The sequence below is a fragment of the Alicyclobacillus macrosporangiidus CPP55 genome, assembly GCF_000702485.1.
GTDB lineage: Bacteria > Bacillota > Bacilli > Alicyclobacillales > Alicyclobacillaceae > Alicyclobacillus_H > Alicyclobacillus_H macrosporangiidus_B.
This window is the reverse complement of the sequence record NZ_JNIL01000001.1, coordinates 694191-717169: the sequence shown is the minus strand read 5'-3', so window position 1 is coordinate 717169 and position 22979 is coordinate 694191. Positions and strand designations below refer to the sequence as shown.

Annotated in this window: 19 protein-coding genes; 16 read left to right on the top strand and 3 right to left on the bottom strand. The window is 66.3% G+C overall.

The window, feature by feature from the left end; all coding sequences use genetic code 11:
* Window positions 1-46: 46 nt before the first annotated feature.
* Both N687_RS0103775 and N687_RS0103770 read right to left on the bottom strand, forming a co-directional pair.
* Window positions 47-670 (bottom strand): ubiquinol-cytochrome c reductase iron-sulfur subunit, encoded by a 624-nt coding sequence (locus N687_RS0103775; RefSeq protein WP_051662916.1) that lies wholly within the window; start codon window positions 668-670, stop codon window positions 47-49.
* A gap of 226 nt (window positions 671-896) precedes the next feature.
* A complete protein-coding gene (locus N687_RS0103770; protein WP_051662915.1) occupies window positions 897-2186 on the bottom strand; it encodes a Glu/Leu/Phe/Val family dehydrogenase in 1290 nt (429 codons plus the stop codon).
* A 91-nt stretch (window positions 2187-2277) separates the two neighbouring features.
* Between N687_RS0103770 and N687_RS0103765 the strand changes: the two genes are divergently transcribed.
* Window positions 2278-3756 carry a DUF2254 family protein gene (locus N687_RS0103765; protein WP_035462044.1) on the top strand — a complete coding sequence of 493 codons (1479 nt, stop codon included), beginning with the start codon at window positions 2278-2280 and terminating at the stop codon, window positions 3754-3756.
* Window positions 3757-3760: 4 nt separating this feature from the next.
* Here the strand turns inward: N687_RS0103765 and N687_RS0103760 are convergent, their stop codons facing one another.
* Entirely contained in the window at window positions 3761-5521 is a 1761-nt protein-coding gene (locus tag N687_RS0103760; RefSeq protein WP_029420582.1) for an Rqc2 family fibronectin-binding protein, read from the bottom strand.
* A gap of 297 nt (window positions 5522-5818) precedes the next feature.
* On the opposite strand from N687_RS0103760, the gene N687_RS0103755 reads away from it, so the two are divergent.
* From N687_RS0103755 to rpe, 15 genes are all read left to right on the top strand, one after another.
* Entirely contained in the window at window positions 5819-8530 is a 2712-nt protein-coding gene (locus N687_RS0103755; RefSeq protein ID WP_029420581.1) for a calcium-translocating P-type ATPase, SERCA-type, read from the top strand.
* A gap of 149 nt (window positions 8531-8679) precedes the next feature.
* Window positions 8680-9561 carry a YicC/YloC family endoribonuclease gene (locus tag N687_RS0103750; protein ID WP_029420580.1) on the top strand — a complete coding sequence of 294 codons (882 nt, stop codon included), beginning with the start codon at window positions 8680-8682 and terminating at the stop codon, window positions 9559-9561.
* 33 nt (window positions 9562-9594) lie between these two features.
* Window positions 9595-9861, top strand: coding sequence for an extracellular matrix/biofilm regulator RemA (gene remA / locus N687_RS0103745; protein ID WP_029420579.1), 267 nt, complete (start codon window positions 9595-9597; stop codon window positions 9859-9861).
* Between the two features lie 6 nt (window positions 9862-9867).
* On the top strand, window positions 9868-10476 hold the full coding sequence (gmk, locus tag N687_RS0103740) for a guanylate kinase (RefSeq protein WP_029420578.1): 609 nt from the start codon (window positions 9868-9870) through the stop codon (window positions 10474-10476).
* 122 nt (window positions 10477-10598) lie between these two features.
* Window positions 10599-10805, top strand: coding sequence for a DNA-directed RNA polymerase subunit omega (gene rpoZ / locus N687_RS0103735; RefSeq protein WP_029420577.1), 207 nt, complete (start codon window positions 10599-10601; stop codon window positions 10803-10805).
* 157 nt (window positions 10806-10962) lie between these two features.
* Complete coding sequence (gene coaBC, locus N687_RS0103725) at window positions 10963-12168, top strand: bifunctional phosphopantothenoylcysteine decarboxylase/phosphopantothenate--cysteine ligase CoaBC (protein ID WP_029420576.1); 1206 nt, start codon at window positions 10963-10965, stop codon at window positions 12166-12168.
* 7 nt (window positions 12169-12175) lie between these two features.
* Window positions 12176-14629, top strand: coding sequence for a primosomal protein N' (gene priA, locus N687_RS0103720; protein WP_029420575.1), 2454 nt, complete (start codon window positions 12176-12178; stop codon window positions 14627-14629).
* Between the two features lie 66 nt (window positions 14630-14695).
* Window positions 14696-15175, top strand: coding sequence for a peptide deformylase (gene def, locus N687_RS0103715; protein WP_029420574.1), 480 nt, complete (start codon window positions 14696-14698; stop codon window positions 15173-15175).
* The gene (gene fmt, locus N687_RS0103710) at window positions 15172-16152 is read left to right on the top strand and encodes a methionyl-tRNA formyltransferase (protein ID WP_029420573.1); all 981 of its coding nucleotides are present in this window, start codon (window positions 15172-15174) and stop codon (window positions 16150-16152) included. Before def ends, fmt begins: the two co-directional genes overlap by 4 nt.
* Window positions 16149-17525 carry a 16S rRNA (cytosine(967)-C(5))-methyltransferase RsmB gene (gene rsmB / locus N687_RS0103705; protein WP_029420572.1) on the top strand — a complete coding sequence of 459 codons (1377 nt, stop codon included), beginning with the start codon at window positions 16149-16151 and terminating at the stop codon, window positions 17523-17525. Before fmt ends, rsmB begins: the two co-directional genes overlap by 4 nt.
* A gap of 12 nt (window positions 17526-17537) precedes the next feature.
* On the top strand, window positions 17538-18581 hold the full coding sequence (rlmN, locus tag N687_RS0103700) for a 23S rRNA (adenine(2503)-C(2))-methyltransferase RlmN (RefSeq protein ID WP_035462043.1): 1044 nt from the start codon (window positions 17538-17540) through the stop codon (window positions 18579-18581).
* Between the two features lie 57 nt (window positions 18582-18638).
* Window positions 18639-19409 carry a Stp1/IreP family PP2C-type Ser/Thr phosphatase gene (locus N687_RS0103695; RefSeq protein WP_029420570.1) on the top strand — a complete coding sequence of 257 codons (771 nt, stop codon included), beginning with the start codon at window positions 18639-18641 and terminating at the stop codon, window positions 19407-19409.
* A complete protein-coding gene (gene pknB / locus N687_RS0103690) occupies window positions 19406-21373 on the top strand; it encodes a Stk1 family PASTA domain-containing Ser/Thr kinase (RefSeq protein ID WP_029420569.1) in 1968 nt (655 codons plus the stop codon). The genes N687_RS0103695 and pknB overlap by 4 nt, the downstream gene beginning before the upstream one ends.
* A 27-nt stretch (window positions 21374-21400) precedes the next feature.
* Complete coding sequence (rsgA, locus tag N687_RS0103685) at window positions 21401-22282, top strand: ribosome small subunit-dependent GTPase A (RefSeq protein WP_035462042.1); 882 nt, start codon at window positions 21401-21403, stop codon at window positions 22280-22282.
* Between the two features lie 5 nt (window positions 22283-22287).
* Entirely contained in the window at window positions 22288-22962 is a 675-nt protein-coding gene (gene rpe, locus N687_RS0103680) for a ribulose-phosphate 3-epimerase (RefSeq protein WP_029420567.1), read from the top strand.
* The last annotated feature ends 17 nt before the right edge of the window (window positions 22963-22979 follow it).

Below are 22979 nucleotides of genomic sequence, written 5' to 3'. Positions count from 1 at the left end.
CGCCAAACTGGCACTGGCGGCCATTATGTACGGGAGGAAACGAGGGTCAGGCGATGGTCGGGCCGGGAACTTGGTTCCAAGTCTCCTTGGTGCGCTTGACCGCGCCGCCGACCAGCACGGTGCCGTCGCTGTCGATCTTGTACTCGTACAGGGCCAGAGGTTCCGGCGCCGGCGAGGTGTCGGAAGGCACACCGTAGATGTTGTACACGCTGTCGTGGCAGGGACAACGGAACCAGTACTGGCCATTCCCGTATTTGGGCGCCACAGACTGTCCGTTTTCTTCCGAGCCGTCCACGTGGCAGCCAAGGTGGGTGCACACGTGCGACATAATCATCAAGCGGTTTTGATACTTGATGACGTAGACGTCGTTCGGTTTGTCCTGGGAGTTCCACGCGTCGTCGATGTGTTCCGTGAACTTCACGTGTTTCGGCAGCTTGTCATCGAAGTCGGACACTTTCCAGGTGGTGCGGGAGAAGTTGGCGCTGCCGCTGCGGTGAAGCGGATCGAACGCGCTGACGATCATCGGCGCCGCCACCAAGGTCCCCATGAAAGCGCCGGTGCCACCGAGGACGTAGGTCAGGAACTGGCGCCGGGTGAGGCCCCGCTGCTCGTCGAGGCTCACGTGCGGTTCGGTGCCGGGTTGCAGCGGTGCACCCTGCTTGTGCTCCATAAGACTGCCTCCTTGCCTGCTCTGACGTCTCGCAGTTTTGATCTGGCTGCCCACGCAAGTCTCGCAGGGCAAAACATGAAAGGAATCGATGAAGACACTAGTTTCATCTTACCATGTCCTGCATGGGCTTTCACGGGAAATTGTGGACGTTTTGTGGAGATTGCGCAAACAGAAAGGCGCGCTGCCGGAATGGTCCGGCCGCGCGCCGCATCCCCGACAGACGGGTTCAGACCCAGCCGCGCCAGCGCATCGCCTCGGCGAACGGTTTGATGCCGACCATGTAGGCGGCTAAGCGGGTCGAGACGTGATACCGCTCAGCGGTCCGGAGGATGTTGTGCACGGATTGCACCATCATCGCCTCCAGGCGCTGGTTGACCTCCTCCTCGGTCCAGTACCAACCCTGGCTGTTCTGTACCCACTCGAAGTACGACACCGTCACGCCGCCAGCGTTGGCCAACACGTCGGGGACGATGAGCACGTTGCGCCCGGCGAGGATTTCGTCGGCTTGCGGCGTCGTCGGACCGTTGGCCGCCTCGACGATGATGGAGGCCTGGATATCGTTCGCGTTTTCCGCGGTGATCTGGTTCTCCAAGGCTGCCGGAACCAGGACATCGCACGGCTGAACGAGGAACTCCTCGTTCGGTATGACCTTGGAGAAGTTGGTGGTCACCATGCCGAAGGAGTCCCGCTGTTCCAGCAAAGAGGGGATGTCCAGGCCCTCCGGATCGTACAGGCCGCCGCCCGCATCGCTGATGCCCACGACCTTGACGCCCATCTCGTGCAGGATGGCGGCGACGTTGCTGCCGACGTTGCCGAATCCCTGGATGAGGACACGCAGATCTTGGAGGGGCAGCTTGCGTGCGGCTGCCGCCTCGCGCATGGCGATGCACACACCCAGCGCGGTCGCCTTCTCCCGACCCTGCGAACCACCGAGCACCAACGGTTTCCCGGTGATGAACCCGGGGGAGTCGTATTCGCGGATGCGGGAGTATTCGTCATACATCCAGGCCATGATCTGCGGGTTGGTGTACACATCGGGCGCCGGGATGTCCTTGGTGGGACCGACGATCTGGCTGACCGCGCGGACATACCCGCGCGCCAGGCGCTCCTGTTCTTGCACCGACATCTTGCGCGGATCGCAGATGATGCCGCCCTTGGCCCCTCCGTAGGGCAGGTTGAAAATGCCGCATTTGATGCTCATCCAGATGGACAGCGCCTTGACCTCATCGAGGGTGACGTTCGGATGGAAGCGAATGCCCCCTTTGGTCGGGCCGATGGCGTCGTTGTGCTGGGCGCGGAACCCGGTGAAGACTTCGACGTGGCCGTCGTCCATGCGCACCGGAATGCGCACGGTCAACACGCGAATGGGTTCTTTTAGCAGTTCATAGACCGTATCGGAGTAGCCGAGGCGGGTGAGTGCCGCATGCACCGCCTCCTGGGTATTGGCCAGTACATTCTCGTCGGCGGCGGGCATGCTGGCGCCTGCCGCCAGTCGCTTGCTGACTTTCATGGACATGACGGGTACGCTCCTCTCCATGGACCCCGGGCTGTCCCGGGACACGGGTCGCTCGGTTTCATCATAAATCAGACAGGGCAGGATGGAAAGTGTGAAACCACCGGGAAAGCGAGGGATCCGGGTGTTGCTGGGGGATTGGCGGGCGTCGAGGCGGCTTCAGGCGGGCTGGCAGTGGGTGGCGTCCTCCCAGGTGGTGCACCTGGTGGTGGCCGCCGCCATCGTGGCGGCCGTGTTCGCCTGGACGCCCGCGGTGTTCTCGGGAGACACCGACACGGCCCGCAACTATCTGAACACCATCGTGTCCTCCCTCTCGACCATCCTGGCGCTGTGCATCTCCATCATCTTGGTGGCCATCCAGCTGACCGCGAGCAACTACACCCACCGGGTGCTCGATTTTTTCATGCGCCTGCCGTACAACGTATCGCTGTTTTTCATCTACCTGGTCACCATCATGCACAGCTTCTTCCTGATGACCAAGATCACCGACACGGTCAACGAACCGCTCCCGGCCGCTCTGCGACCGGAGATGAGCGCCGACCTGGTGTTGGTGATGATCTGCTTCCTCAGTCTGTTGGGGTACATGTACGCGGTGGTGCAGCTGCTCAAGCCGGAGCGAATCATTCACCTGATTGTGCGCGAGTACGGACGTGCGTTCCAACGGGGCGACTTTCGGGCCGCTCTCGACAATGTCGAACAGATCTGCGACATCGCCAAGCGCGCGGCATCCTTCAACGACTCGCTGACGGGTATGCGCTGTATGGACGTGATGCTCCGCATCGCCGCCCGGTTGCCGCTGCCGCAGGACCGGGACGACGGGCTCTTGGAGATCCACCGCAATCTGGTGGAACAGTGGGTGGAGATGGTCGGCGTGGCGGCCAAGGAGAAGGAGACCGGGCTGCTCAACGGCGGCCTGGACGCACTCTACGCACAGGGCCAACTGTATGTCGAGGCGGAGGCCTGGCCTGCAGCCGAGTTGGTCATCCGGGCATTCCGCCATCTGACGTTCACCCATCTGTTCGTAGAGGGACAGGTGTTCTACGTGGAACGGGTCGCGCGGCGGCTGTATCTGCTCGGTCTGTGCGCGGCGCGCCAGAGCAGGCGCGGGCAGACGTTCTGCGTCCGCACCTGGGAGGTGATTGCGACCATCGGTGAGTCCCTCTTCTCGTCGCAGCCTACAGGCGCCACGTCTCTCTTGTCGGGATTTTTGTTGGTGGAAGAGTTGGAGGACACGCTCGAAGCCCTCACCGCGCAAGAGGTCCGGGTTCAGGCGCTGGCGCTGTACATGGAATTGTGGAAGGCCTTCGCGGCCACCGCCAGCGTGCGTGACGTGGCCAGGTGGGCCGCCTGGTGGGTACAGCGCCGGGACGCGGGCGGCCTGCGCGGCCACGGCCAGCGCTTGGCCGTGCTCCTCGCGCACCATCTCGGACGTAAGGACGTGGCCGAGACCCTGGGATATCTCTGGTGTCTGCGCCTGTCGCCGGATGATGTCGCAGAGACGGTTCGGCGCTTTGACCCACAGCGGACGTCCCTGTTTGACGGCTGGCCGTGGCCGCAGGTGCCCGGGGGTTGACGGGTCAACCCCGCCGCTCGATGCGGCGCCCGAGGATGGCCTCGATCCGGTGCCGCTCGGGGTGGACGTAGAGGGTCTTCTGGTGATCGTACAATACGAAGCCGGGGCGTGCCCCGTTGGGCTTCCACACGTGTTTGATCCGGGTGTAATCGACGGCCACGGTGCCCGCGTCACGGCCGCGGCTGAAATACGCGGCGAGCAGGGCGGCTTCATGCAGGGTGGTCTCGGGCAGCTCCCGGCCGCTCAGCTGTATGACCACGTGGGACCCCGGCAGGTCCTTGGCGTGCAGCCACACATCCTGGGGATGGCTCTGGCGAAGGGTGAGCCGATCGTTTTGCGCGTGGTTGCGGCCGACCCGGATGACCAACCCGTCGCTGCTTTCGTAGGCGTCCGGGTGTCCGGGGGCGCCGTCCCGCGGGCGCCCACCCGCGCCCGGCCGAGCGCGGCGCGCTTTCAAAAAGCCCTGTTGCGTCAACTCCCGGCGGATGGCCGCCAATTCCTCCGGCCGCGCTCCTTCGACGTACAGCAGGATCTCCTCCAGGTACCGCAGGTCCTGCCGGGCCTGCGTCAGTTCGGCCTCGACGCGTGGGATGGCGCGCTTCTTGCGGCTCGCCTGGTGGAAGTAGCGCTGGGCGTTCTCGATGGCCGTGAGCGCAGGGTCGAGCGAGATGGTCAGCGGCGCACCGTCCGCGTAGAAGTTGGGCAATGTCACCTCTCGGGCGCCGCGGGGGACCAGGTGGGGGTAGCTCAACAAGAGTTCCCCCTGCACGCGCAGGGCGTCGTGATCGAGCGCCTCCGTCCGCTGCTGCTCCAGATTGGCGATCTTCGCGCGCAGGCGGTCCAACTGCTTCTCGACATCCCGCGCCAGGGCCTGGGCGACACGGGAAGTCTGGCCGCGCTCGAGCACCTTTGCGTACAGGCGGTCCATGGCCTCGTCGAGGTTTGGGACCGCCTCGTGCCCTGCACAGTGGGTGAGCCGGAAAGGAGCCGCGGCGACAGGCCACCCCAGGTCGTCCAGCCCGAGCGTCGCGGGTTCCCGCCGTCCCAGGGCGGCGGTGAACACGTCACGGAGAGCAGCCTTCACGCCGGCGGGATCGCAGCCGCCCGCCCGAAAGAGCACCTCGGCCGCCGTGACGGTTCCGGCCCCGGCGACGAGGCCGGCCAGGGCTCGAGATCGCCGTTTGGCGTCCAGGGCGTCGAGGTCAAGTGCCGCGATGTCCGCTTCGGTCACCTCGTCGTACACCTTGCGGGTGAGCGGCGGCGCCGGTTGATACGGAAGGCCGGGTAGCACCTGGCGGACGCGGCTGAGATCGGCGCCCACGTGGACGACGCTGTCGACGATGCGCCCGAGCCTGCCCGCTTCGTCCACTTCCACCAACATGAGGTTGCTGTGCTTGCCCATCATCTCGCAGACGATCGCGTACAGGACGCGATCGCCGATCTCGGTGACCGCTTCGACGTGTACCTCCAACACCCGGTCCCAGCCCTGCTGGCGGATGGCGGTGATTCGCCCGCCCTCCAGCCGTTTGCGCAGCATCATACAGAACATCGGCGGCTCTTCCGGGTTGGCCGGCCGGGCGTGGACGAGCTCGTGGACGCGAGCCAAAGCCCGGTGGGCCGACAGGAGCACCCGGTGAACGCCGGTTCGCGTGCGCAGGGTCAGCACGATCTCCCGCTCGCCCGGTTGGTGGATCTTCTCGATCCGGGCCCGGGCGAATCGTTCGTTCCAGTCGGCGCACAGCACCGCCAGCGCCAGTCCGTCCATGTCCCATCCCTCCTCGTGCAGCCATGGCTCCCCTGAGTATACCATCGGTCCTGCGCGGGCGTTTCACTCCGTTTGTGCTGCGCAAGACACTGCGTGAAACGCCCACGCAGTAGAAACGGAGAGAAGCACCTTCCCTGCTTCGCCGCCGTACGAAAGGCCGTCCCCATGGCGAGGGTGGGGTGCATAGTTGCAGAACACTTTGTCCCGCCATGTGCTGCTGCCCTGGAAGCTTGGACATAGGCGAGCCCGGCCAAGCATATGGATTACGAGACAAGATTGCTGAAGGGGTGGCTCCATTTGGAGAAGAACTGGCACGCGCTGGCCGCCAAGGATTGCTTGGCGATCCTCGAATCCCAGCCGAGCGGTTTGGACGAGGACCAGGTCCGCGAACGGCGCGCCAAGTATGGGGCGAACCAGCTGGTGGAAGGCGCGAAGGTGTCGCTGTTGACCTTGTTTCTCAATCAGTTCCGGGACTTCATGACGGTTGTTCTCATCGCCGCGACCCTGATCTCCGGCCTGCTCGGCGAGTACACCGATGCCATCACCATCATCGCCATCATCGTCCTCAACGGGGTGCTCGGGTTCGTCCAGGAAGTCAAGGCGGAGCGGTCGTTGGCTGCCCTGAAAGAACTCACGGCCCCGACCGCCAGGGTCCGGCGGGCGGGCCAGGTGATCACCGTGCCGGCCAAGGACCTGGTGCCAGGAGATATCATCCTGTTGGAGGGCGGGGACCGCGTCCCCGCGGACGGGCGCATCCTGACCGCCTCTGGGCTGGACGTGGTGGAGGCGTCCCTGACCGGGGAGTCGGTGCCCGTCAGCAAACAAGCGAACGCCTTTGTCGATCCGGTCTCGCCGCTGGGCGACCGGATCAACATGGTGTACATGGGGACCCTTGTCTCCCGCGGCAAGGCGGAGGTGTTGGTCACCGAGACCGGCATGCAGACGGAGATGGGCAAGATCGCCGGTCTGATGCAGCAGTCGGAGGAGGTGCTGACGCCGCTGCAGAAGCGCCTCGACGATTTGGGCAAGGTCCTGGTGTGGCTCGCCGTCGGCATCACCGTGCTGGTGGTCGTCACCGGCATCCTGCACGGACAGAACTTGTACAAGATGTTCCTCGCCGGCGTCAGCCTCGCCGTCGCGGCCATCCCCGAAGGATTGCCTGCGATTGTGACGATCGCGCTGGCGCTCGGGGTCCAGCGGATGATCAAACGCCATGCCATCGTCCGCAAGCTCCCGTCCGTGGAGACCCTCGGATGCGCCACGGTGGTGTGTTCCGACAAGACCGGAACACTGACCCAGAACCGCATGACGGTACAGCGGGTGTGGGCAGACGGGGAGTGGTTCCGCATCACCGGCTCCGGGTACAACCCCATCGGCGAGTTCGTCTACGAGGACCGGCCCATCCAACCGATGCGCCGGCCGGCGCTCCGGTGGCTCAACGAGATCGCGGCCACCTGCAACAACGCGGTGATGAAGCAAGTGACCACGGATGAGGGCGAGGCGTGGGAATGCAACGGCGACCCCACGGAAGGCGCCTTGCTCGTCATGGCGAAAAAGGCCGGCTTCGACGACCCGGATGCGGTGTACGAGCGGATCGACGAGATCCCGTTCGATTCGGACCGCAAGCTGATGTCGGTGCTGGTGCGCCGGGGAGACGAGGTGTTCCTCTTCACCAAGGGAGCGCCGGACGTCCTGTTGGAGCGCTCCAAGTACATCCTCACGGGCGGCAAGGAGGAGCCCATTTCGTCGGGCGTCAAGCGCCAGATCGCCGCGGCCAACGAGCACATGGCCAAGGCCGCCTTGCGCAACCTGGCGCTCGGGTACCGCCGCTTCCGGAGTGTCGAAGCCGCCAAAGCGGAGCGCAATCCGGAATCCGACCTGGTCTTCGTCGGCCTGTGCGGCATGATGGACCCGCCGCGGGAAGAGGTGTTCGAAGCCATCCGCAAGTGCCACCAGGCGGGCATCCGCACGGTCATGATCACGGGCGATCACCAGGAGACCGCGACCACCATCGCCCGCCAACTGGACATTCTGCCAAAGGACGGCGTGGTCGTCACGGGCGCCGAGCTCGACGAGATGACGGACGAGGAACTGGCGCGCCGGGCCAACGACATCTATGTGTACGCGCGCGTGTCGCCGGAGCACAAACTGCGCATCGTGAAGGCCCTGCAGACGCGCGGGCACATCGTCGCGATGACAGGGGACGGCGTCAACGACGCGCCGGCCATCAAGCAGGCGGACATCGGCATCGCCATGGGCTTGACCGGCACCGACGTGGCCAAGGAGGCCTCCGCGCTGGTCTTGGCGGACGACAACTTCGCCACCATCGTCGCTGCAGTCGAGGAGGGGCGCGGCATCTACGACAACATCAAGAAGTTCATCCGTTACGTGTTGGCCAGCAACGTGGGTGAAATTGTCACGATGTTCGTGGCGATGCTCGCCGGGCTGCCGCTGCCCCTCGTGCCCATCCAGATCTTGTGGGTCAACCTGGTGACGGACGGCCTCCCCGCCATCGCCCTCGGCGTCGATCCGGCGGAAAAAGACATCATGTCCCGGCCACCCCGGGATGTCAACGAGGGCATCTTCGCGCGCGGGCTGTCGGTCAAGATCTTGAGCCGCGGGATCCTCATCGGCGCGGTGACGCTGGCGGTGTTCGTGTGGGCGCTGCAGACCCACCCGGACAACCTGGCCAAGGCGCAGACCATGGCCTACGCGACGCTGACGATGAGCCAGTTCATCCTCGTATTCGACTGCCGCAGCGTGGAGGGCGGCATCTGGAAGCGCAACCTGTTCGAGAACACCTGGCTGGTGTTGGCGGTGTTGTGTTCGTTGGGCCTGTTCCTGATGACGCTGTACGTGCCGGTCCTGGCCCAGGTCTTCGGGACCGAGCAGCTGTCGCCGACGGAGTGGGGGATCGTGATCCTGGCGGCAGCCGTGCCGACGCTGGCGCTGTCCCTGCGCCGGGCGGGCCGCAAGGCACTCAAGACCAAGGTCGCGCTTGGGCGCTGAAGCGCGGCAGTCCAGCTCTTATGGCGGGACCGGTGATGTACCGGCCCCGTCTTTTGGCGCTTTCCGGCGGATCGCCGCGATTGGGCGGGAAAAGTTGTGCCAACCCGCGGATTTCAGTAGAATATAGTCACGTTTGGAGGGCTGGCCCGATGGCACTGCGCAGCATGACCGGATTCGGGCAGGCGGTGGTCGAGGGAACCGAGGTCCGGGTGAAGGTCGAGATTCGGTCGGTGAACCACCGCTTCGCCGAATTTCAAATCAAAATTGGGCGGGATCTGTTCGCCCTGGAAGAGGAAGTGCGGGCGCTGGCGGCGAAGCGAATCGGGCGAGGGCGAGTGGATGGATTCGTCTCTGTCGAACCGCTGCGGCCCCTGCCGGCCCAGGTGTCGGTCAACTGGGATCTGCTCGACGCCCTGTGCGAGGCGGAGCGCGCCGCCCTGAGACGGCAGGGGGTGGACAGGCCCGCGTTGGTCTCGGTGGCTCATTGGATGACCTATCCCGGCGTGGTGACGGTCGAGACCCGCACGTTCGATCCCGATGCCCTACGGCGGGATGTCCTGGCCGCTGTGACCTTGGCGTGTGACCGGCTGGTCGACATGCGCCTGCGCGAAGGCAGCCGGATGGCGGCCGACATGCTTGCGAAACTGGACGATTTGGCTCGGTTGACGGAGGAGATGGCCAGACTCGCCCCCGCCGCTGCGGAGGCGGCGTTGAGGCGGCTGCGGGATCGGTTGAAGGCGGTGGTGCCGGGGGCGGACGAGCAGCGGCTCTTGTCCGAAGCCGCCATCCTCGCCGACCGGGCTTGCATCGACGAAGAACTCGTGCGCCTGGAGAGCCACATCGCCGAATTTCGCAAATCGGTCCGCGAGGGCAGCCCGGTGGGCCGGAGGCTGGACTTCATCGTCCAGGAGATGCACCGAGAGGTGAACACCATCGGATCGAAGTCGACGGATCTGCAGATCGCCAAAGCCGTTCTGGAGGCCAAGGCGCTGGTGGAGCAGCTCCGCGAACAGGCCCAAAACATTGAGTGAGGCGGCTTGGGCCGCCTGGAGGAGGCGCTGCGTGTGAGTATCAAGCTGATCAACATCGGGTTTGGCAACATCGTGTCCGCCAACCGGATCATCTCCATCGTCAGCCCGGAGTCCGCACCCATCAAGCGGATCATCCAGGAGGCCCGGGACCGGGGCATGCTCATTGACGCGACGTACGGCCGCCGGACGCGGGCGGTGATCATCATGGACAGTGACCACGTCATCCTGTCTGCCGTGCAGCCGGAGACGGTGGCTCACCGGTTGACGGCCAAAGACCAAATTCTAGACGACGAGGAATGATGGCTCATGGCTCATGCCCGGGGCTCCGGGATTCTGTTTGTCCTCAGCGGCCCGTCCGGGGCCGGCAAAGGGACGGTGTGCAAGGCCCTGATGGAGACACTGCCAGACATGCGCCTGTCCGTGTCGGTGACGACGCGCCCGCCGCGGCCCGGAGAACAGCACGGGGTGAACTATTTCTTCCACACCAAGGCGGAGTTCGAGGCGATGATCGAGAACGGGGAGTTGCTCGAGTGGGCCAGGGTGTTCGATAATTACTACGGAACGCCGCGCGCCTACGTCGAAGAGAATCTGGCGGCGGGGCACGACGTGCTGTTGGAGATCGACATCCAGGGAGCCATGCAGGTGAAGCGCGCCTATCCGCAGGGGGTGTTCATCTTTCTCATTCCCCCGTCGGCCACGGAACTCGAGGCGCGCATCCTGGGGCGCGGGACGGAGACGGAAGACTCGTTCCGCCAGCGGTTCGGGGCCGCCCGCCACGAGCTGCAGATGATGAAGGAATATAATTATGTGGTCGTCAACGACGTCGTCGAGGCGGCCTGCGCGCGCATCCGCGCCATCATGACGGCCGAGCACTGCAGCGTGTCGCGCAATCTGCATCTGTTATCCGAATGGTAGTCCGAGGCGCGCCGCGCTTCGCTTCTGCGCTGAAGCGAACCGCTCCGCGCGACGCGCCTCGGCCTCGGGGTGAAAACCCGCCGCGGGCAGTCTGGGAAGCGTTACAACAAGGAGGGATGCCTGTGCTGTATCCATCCATCGATCACCTGATGAGTCTGACGGACAGCAAGTACAGCCTGGTGGTGGCGACGTCGAAACGGGCACGCCAACTGCAAGAGCGGACGATGCATCAACCGGGATCGAGCACGACGAAGAATGTGAGCCGTGCCCTGTGGGAGATCGCCGAAGGCAAGGTGCGGTTCTACCGGACCAAGGAAGGGCTGAAGTGACATCGGTCGGCCGGGGGGCGGGCGATGGCGGCCGTCCGGCGGCCGGTCAACGGCATCGGGCGGATGGCCTCGCGTGGACGGGGCTTCCGCGGTCGACAGCTTCCCGCATCCGTGATGGCGATGCGGGAAGTTTTTTCTGAAAGGGGAGGGGAGCACCGTGCCGGCAAACGTGCTGCTGGGCGTCAGCGGCGGGATCGCAGCGTACAAGTCCGCCGCCTTGTGCAGTCTGATGGTCAAGCGCGGATACGACGTCCAGGTGTTGATGACGGAGAACGCCACTCGGTTTGTGCAGCCGTTGACGTTTCAGGCGTTGAGCCATCGCTCGGTGGTCGTGGACACGTTCGCGGAGCCCAATCCGTCCGAGATCGCGCACATCGCGCTGGCGGACGAAGCGGACGTGTTCGTCATTGCCCCCGCGACGGCCAATCTCATCGCCAAACTGGCCCACGGGCTCGCGGACGACATGGTGACCACCACCGCTCTGGCGTGCACCGCCCCCCTGGTCGTCGCGCCGGCGATGAACGTGCATATGTGGGATCACCCAGCGGTGCAGCAGAACCTGGAGGTGTTGAAGGCGCGCGGCGCGGTGGTGGTCGAACCGGGCAGCGGTCTGTTGGCGTGCGGGTACACCGGGAAAGGCCGGCTCGCGGAGCCAGAGGAGATCCTGGAGGTGGTGGAGCGCATCCTCCGCCGGCGGCAGGACCTTGCGGGGAAGCGCATCGTGGTGACCGCGGGGCCGACCATCGAGGAGATCGACCCGGTGCGGTACCTGAGCAACGCGTCGTCGGGCAAGATGGGATATGCCATCGCGGAGGCGGCCGTGGCGCGGGGGGCCGACGTGCACCTCATCTCCGGCCCGGTGTCGCTGCCGCCGGTGGCGGGTGCGCGGGTGGAGACCATCCGGTCGACCCAGGACCTGTTGGATGCGGTGCTGCGGGTGATCGACCAAGCGGACGTCTTCATCAGTGCGGCGGCTCCGGCCGACTTTCGCCCGGTGCGCCGGCTGGCGCAGAAGTGGAAGAAGACCGACGGGACGCCGGTGCTGGAGTTGGAACCCACGCCCGACGTCCTGGCTGCCGCAGCCGCGCGCCGGAGGAGCGGGCAGGTGTTTGTCGGCTTTGCGGCGGAGACGCACGATGCGGTGGCATACGGCCGGGACAAGCTGACGAGAAAGCGGTTGGATCTGGTCGTCGTCAACGACGTCACGGAACCGGGGGCTGGTTTTGCTGTGGATACCAACCGGGTCGTCTTACTCGACGCCCAGGGGGGAGAGGAGGCCCTGCCGTTGATGTCCAAGCGAGACGTGGCGGAGCGCCTCCTCGATCGCGTGGCGGAGCTGTTGCGCGCGCGGCGGGGGGAGTGAAGCGGCGGTGCAGGTTGCGAGCGTCGTGGTGGAGATCCCGGCGCGTGCCCTCGATCGCCGGTTCGACTACCAGGTTCCTCCCGAGTGGGAAGGCCGCGTCGCTCCCGGCCAGCGCGTGTATGTGACCCTCGGCCGGCGCTTGTGCCAGGCGTACGTCTGGTCGGTGGCGGACGTGGACGAGCCTACCGCGAGCCGATTGAAACCTCTTCTGGCTGTCATGGACGACACGCCGCTGTTGACGGATGAGTTGATGGATCTGGTGACGTGGCTGGGGGAGCGGTACGGGGCCAGCACCCAGTCGTGCCTGCAGGCTGTGGTACCGGCGGCATTCCGACTGCAACCCCAGCGAAAGTACCGGGTCCGCCCGGATTCCCGGCGGCTGCCGCCGGCCGAACTGCAGCCGTTGTGGCAGGCACTGCGGCGGGAACCGCTGTCGTACCGCCAGGTGATGGGTCGCCATGGCCCGGACGCGGCGATCGCGCTCGAGCGTCTCCTCGCCCTGGGCTGGATCGAGGAAGTGGCGGCCGGGCGTGACCAGGTGGGTGCCCGGCAGGCCTGGTTCGCCGTGCCCACCGGTTCCCTGGCGATGCTGCGGGCGGCCGCATCGGAACGGTCGCGCCGCGCACCGCGCCAGGCGCGGATCCTGGACGCGTTGGCGGCGGCCTGGGAGGAGGCGGGCTGTCCGCCCGGCGGGGTGCCGCTGACGGCCCTGTCTTTGCGCCCGTCCGATGAACCCGTCCGGGCGCTGCAGGAGCAGGGAATGGTCCGATTGGAGGCCCGGGAGGCACCGCGCGTCCCGGACATGGCGGCCGGGCGCGACGAACGGCCCGCGAGCCTCACGCGCTGGCAGGCGGAGGCCATCCGGCGGTTGTCGGCCCGGATCGCGGAGGAGCGCTTCTCTGTGCATGTCCTGCACGGCGTGACCGGGAGCGGGAAGACCGAAGTGTATCTTCAGGTGATGGAGGCCTGCCTGGCGGCGGGGGGCGGCGCGCTCGTCCTCGTGCCGGAGATCGCGCTGACGCCCCAGATGGTCCAGCGGTTCGTCGGACGGTTCGGGCCGCAGGTGGCCGTGCTGCACTCGGGCCTGTCACAGGGCGAGAAGCGGGACGAGTGGATGCGCGTGCGCCGGGGGGCGGCGCGCATCGTGGTCGGCGCGCGATCGGCGGTCTTCGCGCCGGTCGAAAACCTGCGGCTCATCATCGTCGACGAAGAACATGAACCGTCGTATAAACAGGAGGAGAGCCCGCGATACGACGCGCGCGAGGTGGCCCGCTGGCGCATGGAGCGGTGCGGTGGCACGCTGGTCCTCGGGTCGGCGACGCCGTCGCTGCAGGCGATGCACGAGGTGGAGTGCGGGCGGGCGGAGGTCATCCCCATGCCGCAGCGGGCGAACGGAAAACCGTTGCCGCCCGTCACCGTGGTCGACATGCGGGAAGAGCTGCGGGCCGGCAACCGATCTCTGTTCAGCCGGGCCCTTCGCCAAGGCTTGGAGGAGGCGGTGGGGGCGGGCCGCCAGGCCATCCTCTTCATCAACCGGCGCGGGTACGCCGCGTTTCTGCTCTGCCGCAGCTGCGGGGAGACCATCGACTGCACGCACTGCGACATTTCCATGACCCTGCATCGGGGGCGGGGTGGGGATTGGCTCCAGTGCCACTACTGCGGAGAGACGGCGCCCGTCCCGGACGTGTGTCCGCAGTGCGGCGAACCGGCCCTTCGCCCCTACGGGGTCGGGACGCAGCAGGTGGAGCAAGCCCTGCGGGAGCAGTGGCCCGCCTGGCGGGTGCTGCGCATGGACGTGGACACCACCCGCCGCAAGGGGGCGCACCAGGAGGCGATCTCCCGCTTTGCGGATGGAGAGGCGGACGTGCTGGTCGGCACGCAGATGATCGCGAAGGGCCTGGACTTCCCGAACGTGTCGTTCGTCGGCGTCGTATCGGCCGATACCATGTTGGCCGTGCCCGATTACCGGGCGGCCGAGCGCACGTTCAATCTGTTGACGCAGGTGGCGGGCCGGGCTGGGCGGGCCGAGGCGGATGGGAAGACGGTCGTGCAGACCTACCGCCCGGAGCACTACGCCATCCAGGCCGCCGCGCACCACGATTACGCCGCCTTCTATCGGCGGGAGCGTGCCCTTCGAGAGGCGTTTTCCTATCCGCCGTTCTGCGAGATCGCCGTGTTTTGGGCCATTCACCCAGAGGAGCGCCTGGCCCGGTCTGCCGCCCAGCGGTTCGAACGGGAGCTGCGCCGGCGTCTTGGGGAAGACGGGGTGACGGTGCTGCCGGCGGTGGCTGCGGGCATCGGCCGGGTGGAAGACAAATACCGATATCAGGTTGTGGTAAAGTATTCACATTGGGTACGTGTACGCGAAGGGGTCATGGCCGCGTTCCGTACGGTCGACGAAAAGATGCACGCCGCAGGCGGAACCTGCGTCCTTGATGTCAACGCGGGACGCATCGGATAGCGCCGCGGCGAAGGGCCCGGTCCCCTGTGGGGACCGTATCGGCCTGCGAAGCGAGGAGGGATCACGGTGTCCATCCGGATTATCCGCACCGGGAACGATCCGGTGCTGCGCCAGGTGTCGAAACCTGTGCCGGAGGTCACGAAGGCGATTCAAAAACTGCTCGATGACATGGCTGAGACCATGTATCACGCGGACGGGGTGGGCTTGGCCGCCGTTCAGATTGGGATTCTCAAGCGGTTGGTGGTGATCGACGTCGGCCAGGGCCTGATTGAACTCGTCAATCCGGTGATCCTGGATCGCAGCGGCAGCCAGCGGGCGTTCGAAGGGTGCCTGTCCCTTCCGGGCATGCGGGCGGAGGTCACGCGGGCGGCGCGCGTGAAGGTGCGCGCGTTGAACCGACACGGAGAGCCGTTCGAGATCGAGGGGACGGACCTGCTCGCGCGCGCGCTGCAACACGAAATTGACCACCTGGACGGCATCCTGTTCATCGATCACGTTCGCCCTGAGGACATCGTGTACGAGATGGAGGGCAAGGACGCCCGATGAACGGCCGGGTGCGGATCGTGTTCTTCGGTACACCGGATTTTGCGGTTCCCGTTCTGCGCGCCCTGGCGGGCGCTCCGTGGGCCGAGGTGGCGGGGGTGGTGACGCAGCCGGACCGGCCGGCGGGGCGCAGGCAGACGCTGACGCCGCCGCCTGTGAAACGGGCGGCACAGGAACTCGGGCTGCCGGTGTGGCAGCCCGAGCGGGTGCGGGCGCCGGAGGCCCTTGAGGCCATCGCCCGCCTCGAGCCGGACGTCTGCGTCACCGCCGCCTACGGGCAGATCTTGCCGCAGCGACTGCTCGACATCCCACGGCGGGGCTGCTTGAACGTGCACGCGTCGCTGTTGCCGCGTTGGCGTGGCGCGGCGCCCATCCACCGGGCCATCCTCGCCGGGGATGAGCGGACCGGCGTCACGTTGATGGAGATGGTCGCTGCTCTGGATGCCGGGCCGATTGTCGGCGCGCGGGAGATCCCGATCGATCCGGACGACGACGCGGGCACCCTGCACGACAAGCTGGCGGCACTGGGGGCGGCGCTGGTGTTGGAGTTGCTGCCGGACTACGTGGCGGGGCGGGTTATCCCCCAGCCGCAACCCGAGGACGGCGTGACGTACGCGGATCGCATCACGCGGGCGGACGAGTGGATCGATTGGCAACGTCCGGTGCGGGAGGTCCACAATCAGGTCCGTGGCCTGCGGCCCTGGCCCGGCGCTTCGGCGCAAGTGGATGGCGGCGCGTTGAAGGTCTGGCGCACGGCGCCCGCCACGGCCGTCGAAGTCCCGGCGGAGCCGGGGGTTGTGCGCATGTTCCCTGATGTTGGAGTCGCGGTTCGCTGCGCAGACGGCTGGCTCCGGATGGACGAGGTGCAGCCGGCGGGCCGGCGGCGCATGCCGGCTGCGGATTGGTGGCGGGGGTTGCGACGAGATGAGGTGCGCATGGACGTGGCGGAGCCGCTGCCGGACGGGCGGTCGGACGGATGACGGCGCGGGCGCGCTCGGTGGCATTGCGGGTCCTGCTCGACATCGAGACGGACGGGAAGTACGCGAACCTTGCCTTGCAGCAGGCCTTCCGGAAAGCTTTGCTCGAGGAGCGGGACAAGGCATTGTGCACGGAGTTGGTCTACGGCACGGTGCAGCGGCGGCGGTCCTTGGACGCGCTGTTGGCGCCGTACTGCGCCCGTCCTCTCGATGATTTGGACCGCCGCGTGTTGACGATATTGAGGATGACGGTGTATCAGCTGGCGTACCTCACGCGGGTGCCGGCGTACGCTGCCCTCAACGACGCCGTCGATCTGTGCAAGCGCATGGTGCCACGCGCCGCGGGGTTCGTCAACGGTGTGTTGCGGGCTTTCACCCGCGATCCACGGCCAGTCGCCCAGCGCCTGGAGGAAGCGGCCCAAGCGGCGTCCGCTTGGGCTGACGCGGTGGGGATCCGGCACTCGTATCCGTCCTGGATCGCGGATGCCTTGGCCGCGTCCTTGGGCAGGGAGCGCGCAGAGGCGGTGCTCGCCGCCTGCAATGACCCGCCGCTCCTGTCCTTGCGCGTGAACCCGCGGCGGGCCACCAGGGACGAGGTGCTTCAGGCGCTGCGGGAGGCGGGCATCCCGGCCTCGCCCTCGCAGGTGTCTGAATGGGGGATCCGGCTGGGGCGTGGCGTGGACGTGGAGGCTTGGCCGCTGTACCGGCAGGGCGTGGTCTCTGTCCAGGACGAGGCGTCCATGTTGATCGCGCCGCTGCTCAAACCCGCTCGCTGCGCGTCGGTGCTCGACTTGTGCGCGGGGCTGGGGACGAAGGCGACGCAGATCGCGGAGCACCTGCCCGATGGCGGACGAGTGACCGCGTGCGACATCCACGCGCACAAGCTCCGCCTGCTGCAGGAATCGGCCCGGCGGCTCGGCCTCGACGGCCGGGTGGAGGTCATCCTGTCGGACGCGCGGGCGTTGCCCGAGCGGCCTGAGCTATTGGGCCGGTTCGACGCGGTGTTGCTCGATGCGCCCTGCAGCGGCCTCGGCGTGCTCCGCCGGCGGCCGGATATCCGGTGGCGGAGGCGGCCGGAGGACACTGCGGCGCTGGCGCATCTGCAGCGGGAGCTGCTCGACGCCGCGGCGGCGTTGGTGCGGCCGGGCGGCGTGATCGTCTATGCGACGTGTACGCTCACCCGGCAAGAGAATGACGAGCTGGTCGCCGCAGCGGTATCGGACGCCGGAGGGCGGCTGGCGGTCGACGACGTCCGGCCAGATTTGCCCGCGGCGGTGGCGGCACGGGTGTCTCCGGAGGCCGCCGGGGCGTGGGTCACGCCGGAGTGGTTTGGTACCGACGGATTTTTCATGGCCCGTCTGCGCAGGACGGAGTGAGGGGGATGAAGCGTGCGGCATCTGTACGACATGCGCATGGATGAGATGGAGGCGTGGTTTGAAGAGCTCGGTCAGCCGCGGTATCGGGCGAAACAGGTCTTTCAGTGGCTGTATCAGCGCCGCGCGACCTCCGTCCATCAGATGACCAACCTGCCCAAGGCCATGCGGGATCGGTTGGCCGAGGAGAGCGCCATCCAGACCTCGCGAGAGCTGACCCGGCAAGTGTCGCGGATCGACGGAACGGTAAAATTTTTGCTCGGCTGGCCGGACGGGGTGACGGTGGAGACGGTCTTGATGCGCCACGATTACGGCAACAGCGTCTGCGTGTCCACCCAGGTCGGCTGTAAGATGGGCTGCTCGTTCTGCGCTTCGACCCTGGGCGGGATGCTCCGCCAGATGACTGCGGGCGAGATGGTCGAACAGCTGATGTACAGCCAGCGGCTGCTGGACGAGGAGGGCGAGCGCGTCTCGTCCGTCGTCCTGATGGGCTCGGGCGAGCCGATGGACAACTACGACGCGGCGATGAAGTTCATCGACATCATCAACCATCCGGACGGGTTGAACATCGGCCAGCGTCACATCACCATCTCGACGGTCGGGCTGGTGCCGGGCATCATCCGCCTTGCGGACGAAGGACGCCCCATCACCCTCGCCGTCTCCTTGCACGCAACGACGGATGCCTTGCGGTCGTCGATGATGCCGGTCAACAAAGCGTATCCGATTGCGAAGCTGATGGAAGCTTGCCATTATTATCATAGGAAGACGGGAAAGCGGATCTCGTTCGAGTACGCCCTCATCGGCGGGAAGAACGACTCCTTGGAGGATGCCCGCCGTCTGGCGGAGCTGTTGCGCGGGCTCCCGAGCCACGTGAACCTGATCCCGGTCAATTACGTGCCGGAGCGAAACTATCAGCGCACACCAAAGGAGCAGATTCAAGCCTTTTTGAAGGAGCTGCGGTCGCTCGGTGTCCATGCGACCGTTCGCCGGGAGATGGGTCACGACATCGCGGCCGCCTGTGGCCAGCTGCGCGCGGAATACGCGGGAAGGCGGCTCTAGGCGGGTTGGCCGCGTTGCCTTTGGGGACGCGGGCCGAATTGAGGGGTGAAGGAGCAGATGCTGTTAGCAGCGAAGACGCACGTCGGTTTGGTTCGTCCCAACAACCAGGACAGCTTTGTGGTGCGCACCGATGTGGCGCCGGCCTGCCTGGTGGTGATCGCGGACGGGATGGGGGGCGCACAGGCAGGCGAGGTGGCGAGCCGCCTGGCCGCCGACACCGTTTCGGAGTATGTCGCCGAGGCCTGCCGCCAGGCGGGGTGGGGCGTTGAGCCGGAGAAGGTCCTGCGCGACGCCGTCCAGGCCGCGAACCACCGCATCTGGGAGGCGAGTCGGAACAGCGCCGAGTACGTCGGGATGGGCACGACGCTGGTGGCGGCGTTGATACACGACGGCAGGGTGTGCCTGGCACACGTCGGGGATAGCCGTGCCTATGTCCTGCACAAAGGGGAGTTGGCGCAGGTGACGGACGACCATTCACTGGTGGCGGAGCTCGTGCGGCGCGGCCAGTTGACGGAGGAGGAAGCGCAGCATCACCCGCAGCGCCATATCGTCACGCGGTCGCTCGGGACCGCCGAATTCACCGATCCGGACGTGTCGGTCCGCCCGTTCGACGAGGGAGACGTGTTGCTGCTGTGCACGGACGGACTGTCCAACCTCGTGCAGCCATCGGAGCTGAAGGAGCGGCTGCAGCCGTTGCAGGATGCAAAGGTGCAGGCGGATGTGGAACAGGCCGCGGAGGAGCTGATCGGGCTGGCTCTGGCGCGCGGGGGGTCGGACAACGTCACGGTGGCGCTGTTGGTTCGCCGAGAGGAGCGTGAGACAGCGTGAGCCGCTTGCTCGGCGGACGGTACGACCTGCAGGAGGAGATCGGCGGCGGCGGTATGGCCGTGGTATACCGCGCGATCGACACCTGGCTAGGCCGCCAGGTGGCGGTCAAGATGCTGCGGACCCAATTCGCCGGCGACGAGGAGTTCGTGCGCCGCTTCCGGCGGGAGGCACAGTCGGCGGCCAGTCTGTCGCATCCGAACATCGTCAACCTGTACGACATGGGCATCACCGAAGATGGACAGCACTACATCGTCATGGAGTATGTCGACGGGCCGACGCTGAAGGAAGTCATTCGCGATCGCGGACCTCTGCCGGTGAAAGAAGCCCTCGACATCACGATGCAGATCTGCGATGCCCTGGAGCACGCCCACGACCACGGCATCATCCATCGTGACATCAAGCCGCACAACATCCTGTTGACGAAGACGGGACAGGTGAAGGTCACCGATTTTGGCATCGCCCGCGCCAGCACCACCAACACCATCACCCATCATCAGGGGGACTCGGTCCTGGGGTCGGTGCACTACTTTTCACCAGAGCAAGCACGCGGTGCGGCGACCGACGTGAAGAGCGACATCTACTCGCTCGGCGTGGTCATGTACGAGATGTTGACGCGCCAGCTGCCGTTTTCCGGGGATTCCCCGGTCAGCGTGGCGCTCAAACACCTGCGCGACAAGTTCACGGATCCGCGAGAGATCAACCCGGCGGTGCCGCAGAGCGTGGAGAACATCATCCTGCGCTGCCTGGTCAAGGCGCCGGAGCACCGGTATCCGAACATGCGCGCGGTCAAGCGGGACCTGGAGGACGCGTTGATTCATCCGAATGTGCCAAAATTCCAGGTCCCGGATGACGCCACCGAAGCGACCATCGCGGTGCCCCTGGTGGGCCAGGGCCGGATGGCGGCGGAAGGGATGGACCCTGAAGCTGCCGACACCGGGAAAAGGCGCCGCCACTGGTGGAGGGCGCTGCTTTGGTCGGGCGTCGCCCTGGTGGTGGTCTGCATCGGGGCGGTGGCGGCCTACTACATCGTCATGGACCTCATCCAGGTCCCGAATGTCAAGATGCCCGATGTGCGCGGAAAGACGGTGGCGCAGGCGGAGAGCATTCTCCACCAAGCCGGCTTCAATCAAATCGACGAACAGCAGGGCGTCAACAACAGCCCGGCGGGCACCGTGTACGACCAGGATCCGCCTGGCAACAGCGAGGTGAAACCCGGACGCGCCGTCACCCTGTGGGTGAGCAAAGGCCCGCAGCAGGTGCAGATGCCGGATCTCACCGGTGTTCCGGTGGACGAAGCCATCCAGCAGTTGAAAAACCTCGGCTTGTCTCCGGACAACATCACGAAGCAGACGGTGCAGAACAGCCAGGTGGGGGCGGGATTGGTCGTGTCGACCAATCCGCCGAAAGGGACGATGGTCGGCCTGGACGCCAAGGTGGTCCTGCAGGTGAGCGACGGGGCGATGACCACAGTTCCGAACGTGGTCGGCATGTCTTTGGACGACGCGAAGAAGGCCTTGGCGGCCGCCAATCTCAACTACCAGGTCACCCGGATGCAGTACCCGGTACCGGATGGCCAGGTGTTCAAGATCGTGCCGTACCAGGCGGGCGCGCAGGTGCCGGCGGGATCGACCATCACGCTGTATGTCGCCGACAACTCGGGTGAATCCGGTGGGGGGTTGAATACACCGCCGGATAACTCCAACGGAGCCGGGAATCCGCCCGGGGAGGGCCAGCAGGTGAAGACGTTCCAGGTCACTGTGACCGATAAGAAACACAAGGCTCTGCACGTGCAGATCTACAAGTCGGATGCGGAGTCCGCCCGGCAGGTGGTGGTGGACGAGGTGATCCGGGACGACAAGCAATGGACCGTTAGCGTCATTGTCACACCGGACACACCGGGGCAGATCCAGGTCTACGAAGACGGGCATCTCGAGCAGACATACAACGTGCCGTACGGGTCCTGACGCGCGAGACACGGCCGGGAAGGGAGGATGGACGTGGGAGAAGGATTGGTGATCCGGTCGCTCGCGGGATTCTTCGATGTGGCCGACGCGGGCGTCACCCGGCGCTGCCGGGCCCGCGGGGTGTTTCGGAAGCGGGGCGTGCGCGTGTTGGTGGGAGACCGGGTGCAGTACCAGCCGGTGGGCGCCTCGGAAGGTGTGATCACGGAGGTACTGCCCCGCACGACGGAGCTGGTGCGTCCGCCGGTCGCCAACGTCGACCACGCCCTCCTCGTCTTCTCCGTCGTCACCCCGGCCTTTCAGCCCCGGCTCCTCGACCGGGCGCTGGTGGCGGTATCGGTGGCCGGGCTCGCCGCGACCATCGTGTTGACCAAGTGCGACCTCGCCGATCCGGAGGATGTCGATCGCGCCGCCGCACCGTACAGGGCGGCCGGGTATCCTGTGTTGCGTACGGCGGCGCCGTTGGGAAAAGGTGTGGAGGCGGTGCGCGCCGCCATCGCCGGCCGGGTCACCGTGTTCGTCGGTCCCTCCGGCGCCGGCAAGTCGTCCCTGGGCAATGCCCTTGCGCCTGCGCTGGGACTCAAGATGGGCGATGTCAGTGACAAGATCGGGCGAGGCCGGCACACCACGCGTCACGTCGAACTGTTCGACCTCGGCGGGAACACATACGTGGTCGACGCCCCCGGGTTCAGCCAGCTTGAGCTGGATCTGCCTGCGCGCGATCTGCGGCTGCACTTCCCTGAGTTTTCGCCGTGGGCGGCGTCGTGCGCATACCGGGGTTGTGAACACGCCGAGGAGGCAGAATGCGCCGTCCGCGATGCGGTTCGGCGCGGGGACGTGAGCGCGGAGCGGTACCAGTCGTACCTGGAGCTCCTGCGGGACCTGCGCGAGAAGGAGGCGACGCGGTTTTGAACGTGATCATCGCGCCTTCCATTCTGTCGGCCGATTTCAGTCAGCTGGGGGCCGAGGTGGCGTCTGTGCTGGAGGCAGGGGCAGAGTGGATCCACATCGATGTGATGGACGGGCGCTTCGTCCCCAACATCACCATGGGTCAACCGGTGGTGGCGTCGCTCGCCCGTCATGTCGACGCCCATCTCGACGTACATTTAATGGTGGAACGACCCGAGGCGCACATCGAATCGTTCGCCCGCAGCGGCGCCAGGTCCATCTCGGTCCACGCCGAGGCGACGCCACATATCCACCGGGCTCTGCAGTCGATCCGTGACATGGGGGCAGCGGCGGGACTCGCTGTCAACCCTGGGACAGGGCTGGATGTGCTGGTTCATGTGGCGGACCTGGTCGATCTCGTCCTCATCATGACCGTCAACCCCGGATTTGGCGGCCAACCGTTCTTGGCTTCGATGGTGCCAAAGATTGAGCAGGCGCGCAGGATTCTCGATGCCGCTGGCAGGACGGAGGTCCCCATCGAGGTCGACGGCGGCATCACCCCCGCCACGGCGCCGTCCGTGGTCCGCGCGGGCGCCCGCGTCCTGGTCGCAGGATCGGCGGTGTTCGGCACCTCGGACCGCCGGGCAGCAATTTCGGCGTTGCGGGCTGCGGCCGTTGCCATGGCGCCGGATCCCCGTGCTTGAGCACCCTCGTCCAGGTG